The sequence below is a fragment of the Enterococcus sp. DIV1337a genome, from assembly GCF_051712285.1.
GTDB lineage: Bacteria > Bacillota > Bacilli > Lactobacillales > Enterococcaceae > Enterococcus > Enterococcus faecalis.
In genome coordinates this window covers 2,401,693-2,416,937 of sequence record NZ_JBIOOP010000001.1, presented here as the reverse complement: position 1 = coordinate 2,416,937, position 15,245 = coordinate 2,401,693, and the positions used below count along the sequence as shown (strand labels likewise).

Here is a 15,245-nt window from a genome sequence, read left to right as displayed (position 1 = left end):
GAGGAGAGAAGTGAGATGAAAAAATACCTTTTGCTTAGTTGTTTTTTAGGTCTTTTCAGCTTCTGTCATTCAGACACTGCGTTTGGGGAAGCAGCTTATGAAAATAGTGGTGTTGTCTCCTTTTATGGAACGTATGAATATCCCACAGAAGAGTCGACAACAGCGACAAGTAATTCTTCTACAACGACCGAACCCACCAAGCCAACTGACGGAGGTACTTCATCCGTCCATTCTTCTGGCGTGTATGGGTCGCGACAAGGAAGATTACCGGCGACAGGTACCACCAATCAAGGACCATTTATTTATTTAGGAATCAGCCTTATCACTATAGGCATATTATTTATTAAAAGGAGAAGAGAAGATGAAAAAAACAGTATTAGCAGTAGTAGGGATTGTGGGATTTAGCGGTGTACTAGCGACACAACAAGCATTTGCGGAAGATATTAATGTGAACTATACAAGTAATGGAGCCATTACATTTGAACCAGATACAGATCCAACGAAGCCAGTGAACCCAACTAATCCAGATGAAAAAGTTGAACCAGAAGATCCAACTGACCCAACTGGACCAAAACCAGGGACTGCAGGCCCCTTATCAATTGACTATGCTTCAAGCTTTCAATTTGGCGCCCAAAAAATCACTTCCGATACGAAAGATTATTACGCACAAATTCAAACATTTAAAGATGGGACAACAGGTCCGAACTATGTTCAGGTAACGGATAAACGTGGGACACAAGAAGGCTGGACATTAAGCGCTGTACAAAATGCGCAATTCAAAACAGCACAAAATGAAGAATTAGTTGGGGCCGCTTTATCGATTGCCAATGCAGGTGTGACATCGATTGTTGATGCCGCATACGCACCAACACCAACGGCAGCACATACCTTTGTTCCTGGAACAGAAGTAGAATTAGTCAAAGCAGAAGAGGGCAAAGGAATGGGAACTTGGGTCTATCGTTTCGGGCAAGATGCGACAGAAGGTGCTACTGCCGTGAAATTAAATGTCCCAGGTAAAGCGATTAAATTAGCAAAAGAATATCGTACGACATTAACGTGGACATTGAAATCTGTGCCAACGAATGTTGGAGGCTAAGTAAATGAAAAAAACAGTCGTCTACTCCTTGTTATTCGGAACAATGTTGCTTGGCGCCACTGTTCCTGCTGAAGCGGCGACGGTCGTTTTTGATAGCGAACAGTCGATTGTTTTTACCCCAAGCACAGATGGGACGGATCCAGTGAATCCAGAAAATCCCGATCCAGAAAAACCAGTTCGACCAGTCGATCCAACGAATCCTGATGGACCTAATCCAGGTACCCCTGGGCCACTTTCCATCGATTATGCCTCAAGTTTGGATTTTGGGAGTAATGAGATATCAAATAAAGATCAAACGTATTTTGCCAGAGCGCAAACCTATAAAAATCCAGATGGTTCAGCAAGTGAATTGGCAACAGCTAATTATGTACAAGTAAGTGATTTACGGGGAACCAATGCTGGCTGGGTTTTAAAAGTGAAACAAAATGGTCAATTTCGTAATGCAGAAACATTACACAAAGAATTAACAGGCGCCACCGTCGCCTTTACTGAGCCCAGTGTTCGCTCAAACGCGACGGACGTATTGCCGCCAACTGCTACCGCAAACATTCAATTAGATGCTGCGGGCGCAGAATCTGTTGTCATGCAAGCCCCAGAAAAGACAGGCGCCGGAACGTGGATCACACTGTGGGGGCAAGCAGAAAAAGTGACCGAAAAAAATCAACAAGGACAGCAAGTAAATGCCACAATCACACGGGCAATCTCACTAACTGTTCCCGGGAAAACCCCTAAGGATGCAGTACAATATAAAACAACATTGACTTGGCTACTTTCAGATGTACCAGTAAATAATGGAGGGAAATAAATGAAAAAGACAAAAGTAATGACATTGATGGCAACCACAACTTTAGGCGCATTGGCACTTGTACCAATGAGTGCATTAGCGGTCGACGGTGGTGAATACCAAACAAACGGAGCGATTCAATTTGCACCAAATACGAACCCAACGAATCCAGTTGATCCGACGAATCCAGACCCAGATAAACCAATTACGCCAGTTGATCCAACTGATCCGACAGGTCCTAAGCCAGGGACAGCAGGTCCGTTATCCATTGACTATGCATCTAGTTTATCTTTTGGGGAACAAACGATTACCTCAAAAAATATGACCTACTATGCAGAAACACAAAAATATAAAGATAACGCTGGTGCCGATCAAGAAGGCCCAAACTTTGTTCAAGTCTCAGATAATCGTGGAACTGAAACAGGTTGGACGTTAAAAGTAAAGCAAAATGGTCAATTCAAAACCGAAGCCAACCAAGAACTAACAGCGGCCAAAGTAACTTTAAGCAACGGACGCGTTGTTTCAGCTTCACAATCGGCAAAACCAACGACAGCGCCAGCTACGATTGAATTAAACCCAACTGGTGCTGAATCCGTGGTCATGGCTGCTGGCGATAAAGAAGGTGCGGGTACGTACTTAATGAGCTGGGGCGATAGCGTAGATGCCGCTAAAACAAGTATTTCATTAGAAGTACCTGGTTCAACCACAAAATATGCGAAAAAATACACGACAACATTTACTTGGACTTTGACAGATACACCTGCTAACACAGGAAACTAAGAACGACATCATACACGCAAGATCGGGATATAAGTCAAAATTTTTTTGGCTTATCTTTCGGTCTTTTGGTGCTTATAATACAACAAAGAATGAAAGACATAGGAGAATGAATATGAACAGATGGAAAGTATATGCAACGGTGATTGCTTGTATGTTATTTGGCTGGATTGGCGTGGAGGCGCACGCTTCTGAATTTAATTTTGCGGTCACACCAACAATTCCCGAAAATCAAGTGGATAAATCAAAAACCTACTTTGACTTAAAAATGGCGCCAGGCGCTAAACAAACCGTAGAAATTCAGTTACGCAATGATACAGATGAAGACATTACCATTGAAAACACGGTGAACTCAGCGACAACGAATTTAAATGGCGTAGTAGAATATGGCCAAAACGGGATCAAACCCGACAAAACATTACGTTTTAACTTAAAAGATTATGTGGAAGCACCGAAAGAAATCATCTTGCCGAAGCATTCCCAAAAGACTTTACCTTTAACTATCACGATGCCCAAAGATTCTTTTGATGGCGTGATGGCTGGCGGCATAACACTCAAAGAGAAAAAGAAAGAAACAACGACTTCTGCGGACCAATCAAAAGGGTTAGCTATTAATAATGAATACTCCTATGTTGTGGCCATTATTCTTCAACAAAATGAGACAAAGGTTCAACCAGATTTAAAATTACTGGGGGTTAAACCAGGTCAAGTCAACGCTCGCAATGTCATCAATGTTTCTTTACAAAACCCACAAGCAGCCTATTTAAACCAATTACATTTAATCAACACTGTTTCAAAAGGAGGCGAAACGCTTTACCAATCCGATACTGAGGATATGCAAGTGGCGCCAAACTCTAACTTTAGTTATCCAATTTCTTTAAAAGGAGAACGATTAACACCAGGGAAATATGTCTTGAAATCAACGGCCTATGCTGTAAAAGATGACAAGGGCACCTATCAAGTCAAAGGTGCCAATGGTGAAGAGCGGTATCTGTACAAATGGGAATTCACAAAAGAATTTACCATCTCTGGTGACGTAGCTAAAGAATTAAATGAAAAAGACGTAACCATTAAAGGAACCAATTGGTGGTTGTATCTGCTGATTGCATTAATCATTCTAGCTCTGCTATTATTAATTTTCTTCTTATATCGTAAAAAGAAAAAAGAGGAAGAACAACAATCTGAGCAATAAAAAGGGCTATCTATTGACAAAAGAGGGGTTCCTTGTAAAAGTAAAGGTACTTTTACAAGGAATTGCTTCCTGTAAAGTAGAGATAGAGAGAGTGAGAAGCCATGAGAAAAAAGTATCTTTTTTTATTTAGTTCTTTGCTAATTTTTACGGCTGTCGAAATAGAACCAATTCAAACATTGGCGACACCTATTTATAATCCCTTAGAACCAACGGAAGAAATTCAACCAAAACCAGAATCAATCACCCCTCAGGAAAAGTCAGAACAGGAACAACCTGCGCCAACCCCACCGGAAGATCAAAAAAATACGGTTCCTTCTGAAGAAAAAAAGCCTTCACCCAAGAAAAAAGACAAACCTGTGGAGAAACCGGCAATGTCAAAAGAAAAAAAGAAACAAACAAAAGAAACAACGGCTCATCCCCTACAAGTGAATAAAGATTTTGTCTTTCCTAATGGACTTGGTGCAGGCGGCGATGAAGAATCTGAAAGCTATTTAGCAGCGGTTGGGTACTTTCTTTCAGGAAATGGATTGTATGGGAAAAAAATGGATGTGAGAGAAGTCTATGATATTGATGATGTTTTTAAATAAAGTGGATAAAAGAAAAATCGCCTTATTTCAGTTACTGGAAAATGCACCGATGTTAACAGAGTCAAAAGAAACCGTAATGCAGGAGTTAGAATTATCTGAATTTATCGTGAACAAAACGGTCGCTGAATTAAATGCCGATTTTATTGAATTTGGTTTATCAGAGGATTTTCAAATTGTGAGCGATGGCATTTTCTTAACTCTTAATGAATCAGGAACGGAAACTTCCGCTACTTTGATTGACTGCTACATTAAAGAGTCTTTGCGTTTTGCTATGTTTCAAGATTTCTTTTTTCAGCGTTTTGATTCAGTGAATGAGTTTGCTCTAGAACACTTTGTTAGTCACACATTGGCTTATAAGGAGTTCAAGGAATTAAAGAAAATGCTGGAAAATTATCAAATTACAATTAATAAAGAATTTCACTTGGTGGGACATGAAACCAATTTACGCGAAGTCACAACGCTGGTTTTTTTACAATTATACCAACGTGATTTTTCATTGTACGGTAAAAAAGTTTTAGAGCAGATTCGGAACTTTGAACTATTTTTTTCTGAGAAGGTTCATCTTAATCAGCGTGCGGGCTATGCACAAGCCAAATGTTTCCATTTTTTGGCGATTTCTTTAGTACGAACGCAGCAACAGTTTTATGTAGAGAAAAAAGTGGATCCGCAGGTGTTAAAACAATTAGCCGATGACAGTCAGCAGAATGTTTTCAATTGGTTAGAGAGTCTTCAAATCCCAGAACCACAACGAACAAACGAAGGCAATTATTTACTCGTATTTTTAATTGCTGAAGAGTGGCTGCAAGTAGCTCCAACAGCACTTTGTCAAAGATTTGCAGAAATTCAACAATTGAATCGTGACTTATTAACTTATTTAAAAATGCAATTTCAGCTTTCTGCGGAAGTCCTGCAAGGTTTTGAACAAAAAGTAACAATCGTTCATTTTAAACTGTTACATTTTCCAATAGAAGCAAACTATAGTTATCGCAAAATGGATGTAACCTACTTTGCAGAAACGTATACAGAGTATTTTTCTGCTAGTCGACAATTTATTCAAGAACAAAAAACGAAGCCCCTTGTTTGGGATGCCAGACAGTTTTTATTTTATCGGTATCTGTTGTTAATGGTGGATGCGTTACCATTGAAAAAAGTTTTGGCTCCGATTACACTGTGTGTCGATTTTTCCTTTGGTGAAGCCTACAACCGTATGATACAAAAAAATATTGAAAAAATTACAGAATGGAATATCATTTTTAAATCACATGTAGATGAAAGTGTACAATTAATTTTATCGGATATTCATTTTGTCGATTGGCCTGAGATAACCCAAATCATTTGGCTAGCGCCACCACGTCCTGTTGATTGGTCGCATTTTATTAAAACGCTGAGCGCACTAAGACCGCACTCGGGAGAAGAGAAAAAGAAATCATCGTAGGCTAGACGGTGATTTCTTTTTCTTTTAGAATATAAAAATTAAAAATAATAAAAATGTTGAAACTTTTTATGCTTGTGATTCGTCTATATAAGTGTACAGGAAAGGAGGTTCCAGAAATCGATGGTTTTTGATGGTTGGAAAAGAAAAAAACAAATTCGCGCATTAGAAATGCTTATAGATACCAAATATGAAAAAATGTATCGCATCGCCTTTAGCTATACGCATTCAAAAGAGGATGCCTTAGATGTGATTCAAGAAAGTTTTGAAAAGGCACTGAAGGCCATCCAAAAAGGACCAGATATTAAGGAGTTTGATGCATGGTTCTTTCGAATTCTGATTTCTGTAGCGACAGATTATTGGCGCAAAAAGAAACGAGAAGCTGTTCATATTGAAAAAGGTGAACACGTTTTAGACTTATTGAATAATCCACAACGCAGTTTTTTAGAGATTGAAGAAATTATTAATCAATTAGATAGTCCCAATCGTGAAATTATTCTGTTGAAATTTTTTGAAGGCTTTACGTTAAAAGAAATCGCATTGATTCTGGATATTAACGAAAACACGATTAAAACGAAGATGTATCGAAGTTTGAATGAACTCCGAAGTCTGCTGAATTAGTAAAAGAAAGGAAGCGAAAAAATAATGGAAGATTTTGTAAAAAGTGTTGTTAAAAACTTTTCAAAAGAATACCGCCAACAACCGTTACCAACTGACTTGCAAACGGAAGTTAAAGCACGTTTTTATAAAGAGAAGAAGCGTTATACCTGGCTTCGTTTTAGAAACCGCACACTGCAAAGTAGTCTAGTGGTGGCCTGCGGCTTTGTTTTATCAGTCAATTTGTTTCCAGGTTTTAGTGAAGCGGCCCGCAACATTCCTGTGTTAGATAAAATTGTTCAATTAGTGACCTTCAAAACGTTGACAGCGAAAAAGCAGGAAAGTGAAGTGAAAATCGATGTTCCTAAAATCCAAACATCCCAAGAATCTTCAGTAGCCGACATGCTTAACAAAAAATACTTGAAAGAAGCGCAAACAGAATTCCAACAAGTCAAAGGACAATTGTTTGATGGCTCTCGTGTTTCAGTCACCGGAGATTATGAAAAAGTCGTGGACGACCGTCGCTTCCTAGTAGTCAAACGAACTTTTACAGAAATTAAAGGCAGCTCTGCGACAACAACGAAATATGACACCATTGACAAACGAGCCAATGTTGTCGTCTCACTACCCCTAATTTTTAAAAATGATTTTTACATTGATGTCATTAGTAGTGAAATTAAACAACAAATCGCAGACCAAATGAAGAACGATAGCAATAAAATATACTGGTCCGAAAAAGAGGATGCCCGCAGCGATGTTCAACCCTTCAAAAAAATTAAAAAGGACCAACCTTTCTATATCAATGAAAAACACCAATTAGTGATTGTGTTCCCTCAAGGAGAGATTGCGCCTTATTATATGGGTACCCCCGAATTTGTGATTCCTAATCAAGTCATTGAGAATGAATTGGCAGCGCCTAATTATTTTAAATAAACTTAGCAAAAAACACGCGATATTTCTTAAAACTGTCGCGTGTTTTTTGCTGGTCTAACCAAGTCAGTTGCTGTTTTACTAAGAGAGGCGTACACTAGAATTAAGCATAATAAGAAAGGGCGAATGGCAATGGAAAAATCAGAAAAAATTAGTATTTTACAAGATGTTGTGAAAATTAACTCTGTAAACGGAAACGAAGAAGAAGTGGCAATCTATTTACAAAATCTTTTGAAAAAATATGAGATCCCTTCTGAACTCGTTTCTTATGCACCAAATCGTAGTAGTTTGGTTGCTTACTTAGGTGAAAACCGAGAAAAAGTCTTAGGGTTTAGTGGTCACATGGACGTGGTTTCTGAGGGAGACGAAAGTCAATGGACTTTCCCACCATTTGCGGCCCACATTGAAGGAAATAAATTGTATGGACGTGGTGCAACGGACATGAAAAGCGGCTTAGTCGCAATGGTTTTAGCAATGATTGAATTAAAAGAAAAGAAAGTCCCATTAAATGGAGCGGTTAAATTTTTAGGTACAGTTGGCGAAGAAGTTGGTGAGCTAGGTGCTGGCCAATTAACTGAAAAAGGCTATGCTGACGATTTAAGTGCCTTAGTGATTGGAGAACCAACTAATTATAACTTGATGTACGCGCACATGGGTTCAATTAACTATTCTGTTGTTTCACACGGAAAAGAAGCCCACAGTTCCATGCCAGAAGAAGGCATTAATGCGATTAATAATTTGAACGAATTTATTACAGAAGCGAACCAACAAATGGCGGAAGTCACAACAAACTATGAAAATCCTGAATTGGGTCGAACGATTCACAATGTAACCGTCATTAAAGGTGGCACACAAGTGAACAGTATTCCAGGTCAAGCAGCCTTGCAAGGGAATATCCGTTCAATTCCAGAATTCAGCAACGACCAAGTCATTGCATTGTTACAAAAAATTGTCGATGAATTGAACAAAAAAGAAAAACATCAGTTAGAATTAACGATTGATTACAATAAAATTCCTGTAAAAGCTGAGAAAGATTCTGCGTTAATTCAAGCCATTCAAGCTCAATTTGATCAACCGTTGCCATTGATAACAGCAGCAGGAACAACAGATTTAGCGGAATTCACTAAATCAAAAAATAAATTTGATTGCGTTGTCTTTGGTCCAGGCGTTCCAACTTTGCCACACCAAGTCGACGAATATGTCGAAATTGATAATTACTTAGATATGATTGATAAGTATCAAGCGATAGCAAAAAGTTATTTAAATTAAAAAAATGTCGCGCCTGAATCATAAAAAATCAGGCGTGACATTTTTTTATAAGGGTTATTCCACCACAGTCCATTCATTTAAGGTTTTGCCGTTCTCATCAACTAGTTCTAACCAGCTGTTTGTCCCAGCAAAATAGAGAAACAAGCCGACTTCATTAACGCTTTTTAAGACGATATCTTCCGTTGTGACAAAGTCTTTAAATTGGCCCTTGCGTTCATCACGAAGTTTTTCACCAAATCTGGCGGAGAAACCGACAGACCCGTCTTTATTTAAAGGGGCTTCTGGCATCATTGTCGCGCCAGCTTTAATAAGCATTTCATTGCGCTTTTGCCAAAAAACTGTTGCTTTGCTTTGTCGAGTATCAATATAAAAAGGAATTTGGCTGACTTCTTTTGTCCATTTGTGGCGTGCTTTGGCTGGTCTGGCTTTCTTCGGCGCCGGTTTTTTAAACAGAGAGTAGCCAAACCGTTCCAAGATAAAGGTGACTGTTTCTTTATAGTTAGTCACTGTCGCCACCGCACTTTTCGGAATTTTGACTGGCGCCGGGGTTGCTTCTAATGTTAAACCACTTTCTTTCGCATCATCCAGGAAAGCTTGCACTAAATAGGCAAGTTCTGTGTCCCAAGTCGGTTTCAATAAAATCGAGTGATCAAAAGAAACTTCTTTGTATGTAGCTTTTTCTTCAGCAAGTCCTAAAGCAACTAGTTGGTTGTCTCTTAGCAAGAAAAGAATCGCTGCCTCTTTTTGCGGTAATTTAGTTGTTTGTTCAATGATTAAGTGGGCCTGATCGGCTAATTCAATGAGTGTCTTTGTTTTTTTTAGATCAACGGTTAAATGTAAGTCCATGAAGTCTGCTCCTTTATCGTTAGTTTCTTCATTGTATCATGAAACAAAGTCTTCGTCTTTTAACGAGTCAGCAACCTTACAATATTGTTTGAAACAAAAAGAAGCTTTCATGGTATACTTACTCACATACATAATTTTTAATGAGGAAAGTAGAGGAATAAGAATGAAAACACTTGGCAATATTTTATGGTTCATCTTTGGCGGCTTTTTTGGTGGCTTATCTTGGCTATTCGCAGGCGTGATATGGTGCATTACAATTATTGGGATTCCGATTGGTTTACAATGTTTTAAATTAGCGGGGTTGAGTTTTTGGCCGTTTAAAAAGCGAGTTGTGTATAGCGATAGCGGCGTATCTTTGGTGGTAAACATTATTTGGCTGATTATCAGTGGACTACCATTAGCAATTGGACACTGTATTAGTGGTTTGTTGCTTTGTCTGACAATCATCGGCATTCCGTTTGGGCAACAATCCTTTAAATTGGCAAAACTAGCGTTAATGCCGTTTGGGGCACGTGTTGTTTCAACAACTGATTTTTATTTTGAATAGTCAGAGGTTTCTCATTGACAAATAAAACGAAACAGCGTATTCTGTAAATGTAACAAATAACGTTACATTTAGTTTGGAGTGATTAGACATGGCCATGTCAACGAAATTAAGTGTTGCGATTCATATTTTAAGTTTGATTGAAACAGGTCCTCAAGAACAAGTGACTTCTGAATACATTGCTTCGAGCGTGAATACGAATCCAGTCGTTGTTCGACGACTAATGAGCCAGTTAAAAAAAGCCGGCTTGATTCATTCCATGCGTGGAGCCAATAAAAATACCTTATTAAAGAAACCAGAAGAAATCTCACTGTATGAAATTTATACAGCGGTTGAATTGGAACGAGAGATTTTCAATATTCATCAAAATCCTAATCCAAACTGTTCCGTTGGGGCAAATATCCAATCGGTACTAGAAACTGAATTTACTAAAGTGCAACAAAAAATGGAAGAAGAATTGAAAAGCATCACCTTAGCAGATGTGATTCATGAAATAGAAGTTAAGAGAGATAAGTAATCTCTCTACTTTTAAAGTATTAAATGTAACTATTTTAGTTCTATTTGAAAATGAAAGGATGATTTACATGAAAGTAGCAGTATTAGGAGCAACCGGAAAAGAAGGACAATTACTTTTAGCAGAAGCGAAACGTCGCGGGATGGACGTGACAGCCATCGTTCGTAATGCCTCAAAAATAACAGATGGGACACCGACCATTGAAAAAGATGTTTATCAATTAACAACAGAAGATATTCAAGCGTTTGATGTATTAATTAGCGCTTTAGGATTCCCAGATGTGCAAGATTTCCCTAAATCTACCCAACATTTGATTGAGATTTTAACCAACCAAAAAACGCGTTTGTTTGTCGTTGGAGGCGCTGGAACCTTGTATGTGGACCCAGAACATACAACTCAATTAAAAGATACACCATCATTCCCAGCAGAAATTCAGCCATTAGCTTCAGCGATGGGCGAAGCTTTAAACTTATTGAAAGAAGCTCAAGACATCCACTGGACCTATATTAGTCCTGCAGCCATGTTTGATGCTGAAGGTCCTGCGACAGGCCATTATGAAGTCGCTGGCGAAGAATTAACAACCAATAGTCAAGGTGACAGCTACATTAGTTACGCAGACTACGCCGTTGCCATGTTAGATGAAGTGGAAAGTAATGCACACCCAAATCAACGAATCAGTGTGTATCAATAAAAGAAAAAAATCATAAATAAAGAAAGAAGTGAGAGATAAAATGTTTTATCTCTCGCTTCTTTCTTTATTTACACAAAAATTAATAACATTTAGAACAAGGAGTTAAGCCTCTTGCTTGAGCATCCGCTAACGTAGTTTCCGTATAGGTTCCGTTTCCACATTTGCGTGCATGGTATTTACTGCCAGTTGGTGTCACTAGGACAGTTGCACTTGTTTCTGGACCAGCTTCTGCAGCAGCCGTCTCGACTGCCGCCGGTGCCTGTGCGGCTTGTTGCGCCTCTGCTTCAGCTTGCGCTTTTGCTGCCGCTTCGGCTTGTTCTTTTTGCGCTTTTTCAGCGGCTAGTTTCTGAGCTTCTGCTTCTTTTCGTTGTTTTTCTTTGTGGGCATCTAATTGAGTTTTAACAACGGCTACCCGTTTTGTTAACGATTGGTTTGGGGAATTTAAAGCGTCAATTTGTTTGATCGCTTCATTATAGTAAGCTTCATTAGTTGGTTCTTGTTCAGCTTTTTCAACAGCGGCTGTCGCACTGGCGACTAATTGTTCATTTTTTTCTTTTTCAGCGATAGCGGTTTGAACAGTCGTTAAACGTTGTTGAAAACCTTCTTTGCCAACTGGCGCAGCAGCTACTAGTTTTTCAGCTGCTTGATAATCGCTTTTGTTTTTGGATTTTTCTGCGGTTGTAACTGCTTTATCAACAGGTACTGCCTCTTTGATTTTTTCAAGGCGATTATTGTATTCCTCGTATTCTTGACTTAATGAAGAAACTAAGGTTGCGGCTTCATCATAGTTTTTCTGAGAAGGTTGCTTTTCAGCGTAAGCTAAGGCTTTTTCTGTTTTGGCCAATTCTTGCTCAGAATCTGTGATGCTCGCAATAAATTCTTTTGATGGTGTAACTTCGACTGATTTTTCAACTTTGGTATCTTTCTTCTCAGCAACAAAGGTAATTTTTTGCGTTTTTTCATCTGATAGTTTTACTTTGTAAGAAAATGTCTTGTCTTTCGTCTTTACTTCCTTGCCATCGGCCGTTAATTTGCTATTGCCATCATATTCTCCTTTGATGGTGGCTGAGCCATTGGCATCGGTTTCAACACTCTCTGCATCAAGTGAAAGCGTTGGGGAAGAATCTGTCGTGGCAACTCCACCAATAAATAGAGCGGCACTTGCTAATGCGGCATAGCCATATTGTTTTTTCGGTTGTTTCTTAATTAATGCTTTGATAGTCAGTCCCCCGCTGACAAGTAAACCTAATAGACCCAAAAGTACTAATACTACACTCATTCATTTCTCTCCTTTCAATATAACATTATTATACAATGGATTGTGAGAAAATGAACATTTTTTTCGTAATAATTAATAAATTTCCTGATAAAAAAATTATTTCCTGAAGCTCAAATTCTTTTGTAAAAATTTTGTTGTGATAAAATGAAAGTGAGTTTAACTACGTATGTTATTAGAGAAGGGGAAATCAATGAAAGCAGAAATCATTGCAGTCGGAACAGAGTTATTACTGGGACAAGTAGTGAATACCAACGCCACCTTTTTATCAGAAGAGTTAGCTGCGTTAGGCATCGATGTTTACTATCAGACCGTTGTTGGCGATAACGGCGGCCGCTTAGAAACGTTATTAACAGAAGCAGAACAAAGAAGTGATTTAATTGTCCTTTGTGGAGGATTAGGACCTACAGAAGATGATTTAACCAAGCAAGTGGTCGCACAACATCTCCATAAATCATTAATAGAAGATCAAGAAGGATTGAATCGCTTACACCAATTTTTCCAACAGTCTAAGCGACCAATGACGGAAAATAATCTACGACAAGTGTTAGCCATTGAAGGTGGGCAAGTTCTTCAAAACCCGACAGGATTAGCTGTTGGTTCTTTCGTGACAGAAGGCACAACGAGCTATTTGCTCTTACCAGGGCCGCCCAATGAATTAATTCCGATGTTCCAACAAGCGGCACGACCTTTATTGATTGGTGCGTTTCCGCAAGAAGAACAATTGATTTCGAGAGTCTTGCGCTTTTATGGCATTGGTGAATCCCAACTGGTGACCGAGATTCAAGAGTTAATTGCGCACCAAACGAACCCAACCATTGCGCCTTATGCTAAGCCTCACGAAGTGACGCTTCGTTTAACGGTTAAAACCAAAGACTTAGTAGCTGGCGAGGAATTATTAACAGCAACGGAAGAAAAGATTTTAGCTAAAGTGGGGGGCTATTTTTATGGTTATGGTGATGACAATAATTTAGCCAAGGTAACAGTGGATTTGTTATTACAAAACGGCCAAACCGTCACGGCCGCTGAAAGCCTCACCGCTGGCCTATTCCAAAGTACACTGGGGGAAATTGCGGGTGCTTCGAAGATCTTTAAAGGAGGCTTTGTGACTTATTCGCAAGAAACAAAAGAGAACTTTTTAGGAATTTCTCATGAACTTTTAGAAGAACATGGCACGGTAAGTGAAGCATGTGCCAAAGAAATGGCAGAGAAAGCACGTCAGTTAGCTAAATCTAACTATGGCGTATCATTTACTGGGGTCGCTGGTGACCCAATTGAAGGTCAACCGACAGGCACTGTTTGGATTGGGCTGGCGGAAGAAGGCCAACCAACCGTTGCCGAATGTTTCCATTTTAACCGTGACCGAAATTCTATTAGACAGAGTGCTATGATGCGAGGATTAGATCTTTTGCGGCGCCGAATCATTAATAAAAAATAAATATGCGAATGTTTGTTCGGTTTTTTCTTGCTTTTTTGATACAAAAGAGATATGATAGACCTACTAACAGGAAATGAAAAATAAGTTTATATAAATTAAAGGAGGATTATCCATTGGCAGATGATCGTAAAGTGGCTTTAGATGCCGCACTGAAAAAAATTGAAAAGAACTTTGGGAAAGGCTCTATTATGAAATTAGGCGAAAAAGCTGATCAAAAAATTTCAACTATCCCTAGTGGTTCTTTAGCGTTAGATGTTGCATTGGGCGTAGGTGGGTATCCACGTGGCCGAATTATTGAAGTATATGGTCCTGAAAGTTCTGGTAAAACAACTGTTTCTTTACACGCAATTGCAGAAGTGCAACGAAATGGTGGAACAGCCGCTTTTATCGATGCTGAGCATGCATTGGATCCTCAATATGCGGAGAAACTAGGCGTTAACATTGATGAATTACTTTTATCTCAACCAGATACGGGTGAGCAAGGCTTAGAGATTGCCGATGCCTTAGTTTCAAGTGGTGCGATTGACATCGTTGTCATCGACTCGGTTGCTGCGTTAGTTCCTCGTGCAGAGATTGATGGTGAGATGGGGGCGAGTCATGTCGGCTTACAAGCTCGACTAATGTCTCAAGCACTACGTAAATTATCAGGCTCAATTAATAAGACAAAAACAATTGCTATTTTCATTAACCAAATTCGTGAAAAAGTTGGCGTGATGTTCGGAAATCCTGAAACAACTCCTGGCGGACGTGCATTGAAATTCTACGCAACGGTTCGTTTAGAAGTCCGTCGTGCAGAACAGTTAAAACAAGGGACAGACATCGTCGGTAACCGCACAAAAATTAAAGTCGTTAAAAATAAAGTGGCGCCACCATTTAAAGTGGCAGAAGTTGATATCATGTATGGCCAAGGGATTTCCCAAGAAGGCGAATTACTAGATATGGCTGTGGAAAAAGACCTTATCAGCAAAAGTGGTGCTTGGTATGGCTACAAAGAAGAACGAATTGGCCAAGGGCGTGAAAATGCCAAACAATACATGGCGGATCATCCTGAAATGATGGCAGAAGTGTCTAAATTGGTTCGGGATGCATATGGCATCGGTGATGGTTCTACCATTACAGAAGAAGCAGAAGCTCAAGAAGAACTACCCTTAGATGAATAAATAACGAGTGAATACGACTCGTTAAGAAAAAAGACAACACTTACTGAACAGGACAGGTGTTGTCTTTTTGATTTAGAACTAAATTGTTAAGTAGGCTGTTGTCTATGTCCGA

Annotated in this window: 18 protein-coding genes; 15 read left to right on the top strand and 3 right to left on the bottom strand. The window is 39.2% G+C overall.

Annotated elements, in window-relative coordinates; translation table 11 throughout:
• Positions 1 to 122: 122 nt before the first annotated feature.
• Positions 123 to 287, bottom strand: coding sequence for a hypothetical protein (locus IGL49_RS11480; RefSeq protein ID WP_258078336.1), 165 nt, complete (start codon positions 285 to 287; stop codon positions 123 to 125).
• Here IGL49_RS11480 and IGL49_RS11475 point away from each other — a divergent pair.
• From IGL49_RS11475 to IGL49_RS11430, 10 genes are all read left to right on the top strand, one after another.
• Positions 241 to 405: an LPXTG cell wall anchor domain-containing protein gene (locus IGL49_RS11475; RefSeq protein ID WP_258078330.1), complete on the top strand. Its 165-nt coding sequence runs from the start codon at positions 241 to 243 to the stop codon at positions 403 to 405. The genes IGL49_RS11480 and IGL49_RS11475 overlap by 47 nt on opposite strands.
• On the top strand, positions 362 to 1,096 hold the full coding sequence (locus tag IGL49_RS11470; RefSeq protein ID WP_104854394.1) for a WxL domain-containing protein: 735 nt from the start codon (positions 362 to 364) through the stop codon (positions 1,094 to 1,096). Before IGL49_RS11475 ends, IGL49_RS11470 begins: the two co-directional genes overlap by 44 nt.
• A 4-nt stretch (positions 1,097 to 1,100) precedes the next feature.
• Complete coding sequence (locus IGL49_RS11465; protein WP_104854395.1) at positions 1,101 to 1,901, top strand: WxL domain-containing protein; 801 nt, start codon at positions 1,101 to 1,103, stop codon at positions 1,899 to 1,901.
• Entirely contained in the window at positions 1,902 to 2,660 is a 759-nt protein-coding gene (locus IGL49_RS11460) for a WxL domain-containing protein (protein WP_002383195.1), read from the top strand.
• A gap of 106 nt (positions 2,661 to 2,766) precedes the next feature.
• Complete coding sequence (locus IGL49_RS11455) at positions 2,767 to 3,849, top strand: DUF916 and DUF3324 domain-containing protein (protein ID WP_164982931.1); 1,083 nt, start codon at positions 2,767 to 2,769, stop codon at positions 3,847 to 3,849.
• A 101-nt stretch (positions 3,850 to 3,950) separates the two neighbouring features.
• Positions 3,951 to 4,436: a hypothetical protein gene (locus IGL49_RS11450; protein ID WP_010827848.1), complete on the top strand. Its 486-nt coding sequence runs from the start codon at positions 3,951 to 3,953 to the stop codon at positions 4,434 to 4,436.
• Positions 4,411 to 5,871 (top strand): helix-turn-helix domain-containing protein, encoded by a 1,461-nt coding sequence (locus IGL49_RS11445; protein WP_164982930.1) that lies wholly within the window; start codon positions 4,411 to 4,413, stop codon positions 5,869 to 5,871. The genes IGL49_RS11450 and IGL49_RS11445 overlap by 26 nt, the downstream gene beginning before the upstream one ends.
• A 120-nt stretch (positions 5,872 to 5,991) precedes the next feature.
• Positions 5,992 to 6,489 carry an RNA polymerase sigma factor gene (locus IGL49_RS11440; RefSeq protein WP_104854398.1) on the top strand — a complete coding sequence of 166 codons (498 nt, stop codon included), beginning with the start codon at positions 5,992 to 5,994 and terminating at the stop codon, positions 6,487 to 6,489.
• Positions 6,490 to 6,513: 24 nt separating this feature from the next.
• On the top strand, positions 6,514 to 7,398 hold the full coding sequence (locus IGL49_RS11435; RefSeq protein ID WP_104858167.1) for an RsiV family protein: 885 nt from the start codon (positions 6,514 to 6,516) through the stop codon (positions 7,396 to 7,398).
• 129 nt (positions 7,399 to 7,527) lie between these two features.
• Positions 7,528 to 8,664, top strand: coding sequence for an ArgE/DapE family deacylase (locus tag IGL49_RS11430; RefSeq protein WP_104854475.1), 1,137 nt, complete (start codon positions 7,528 to 7,530; stop codon positions 8,662 to 8,664).
• Between the two features lie 54 nt (positions 8,665 to 8,718).
• Here the strand turns inward: IGL49_RS11430 and IGL49_RS11425 are convergent, their stop codons facing one another.
• Entirely contained in the window at positions 8,719 to 9,510 is a 792-nt protein-coding gene (locus IGL49_RS11425; RefSeq protein WP_104854400.1) for a hypothetical protein, read from the bottom strand.
• Positions 9,511 to 9,673: 163 nt separating this feature from the next.
• Between IGL49_RS11425 and IGL49_RS11420 the strand changes: the two genes are divergently transcribed.
• From IGL49_RS11420 to IGL49_RS11410, 3 genes are all read left to right on the top strand, one after another.
• Entirely contained in the window at positions 9,674 to 10,057 is a 384-nt protein-coding gene (locus IGL49_RS11420) for a YccF domain-containing protein (RefSeq protein ID WP_002354850.1), read from the top strand.
• Positions 10,058 to 10,145: 88 nt separating this feature from the next.
• A complete protein-coding gene (locus IGL49_RS11415) occupies positions 10,146 to 10,571 on the top strand; it encodes an Rrf2 family transcriptional regulator (RefSeq protein ID WP_002383201.1) in 426 nt (141 codons plus the stop codon).
• A 58-nt stretch (positions 10,572 to 10,629) separates the two neighbouring features.
• Complete coding sequence (locus tag IGL49_RS11410) at positions 10,630 to 11,259, top strand: NAD(P)-dependent oxidoreductase (RefSeq protein ID WP_162782556.1); 630 nt, start codon at positions 10,630 to 10,632, stop codon at positions 11,257 to 11,259.
• A gap of 79 nt (positions 11,260 to 11,338) precedes the next feature.
• On the opposite strand, the gene IGL49_RS11405 is transcribed toward IGL49_RS11410, so the two are convergent.
• The gene (locus tag IGL49_RS11405) at positions 11,339 to 12,538 is read right to left on the bottom strand and encodes a hypothetical protein (RefSeq protein WP_104854402.1); all 1,200 of its coding nucleotides are present in this window, start codon (positions 12,536 to 12,538) and stop codon (positions 11,339 to 11,341) included.
• 190 nt (positions 12,539 to 12,728) lie between these two features.
• On the opposite strand from IGL49_RS11405, the gene IGL49_RS11400 reads away from it, so the two are divergent.
• Both IGL49_RS11400 and recA read left to right on the top strand, forming a co-directional pair.
• The gene (locus tag IGL49_RS11400) at positions 12,729 to 13,973 is read left to right on the top strand and encodes a competence/damage-inducible protein A (protein WP_104854403.1); all 1,245 of its coding nucleotides are present in this window, start codon (positions 12,729 to 12,731) and stop codon (positions 13,971 to 13,973) included.
• 113 nt (positions 13,974 to 14,086) lie between these two features.
• Positions 14,087 to 15,133, top strand: coding sequence for a recombinase RecA (gene recA / locus IGL49_RS11395; protein ID WP_104854404.1), 1,047 nt, complete (start codon positions 14,087 to 14,089; stop codon positions 15,131 to 15,133).
• Positions 15,134 to 15,245 lie beyond the last annotated feature (112 nt).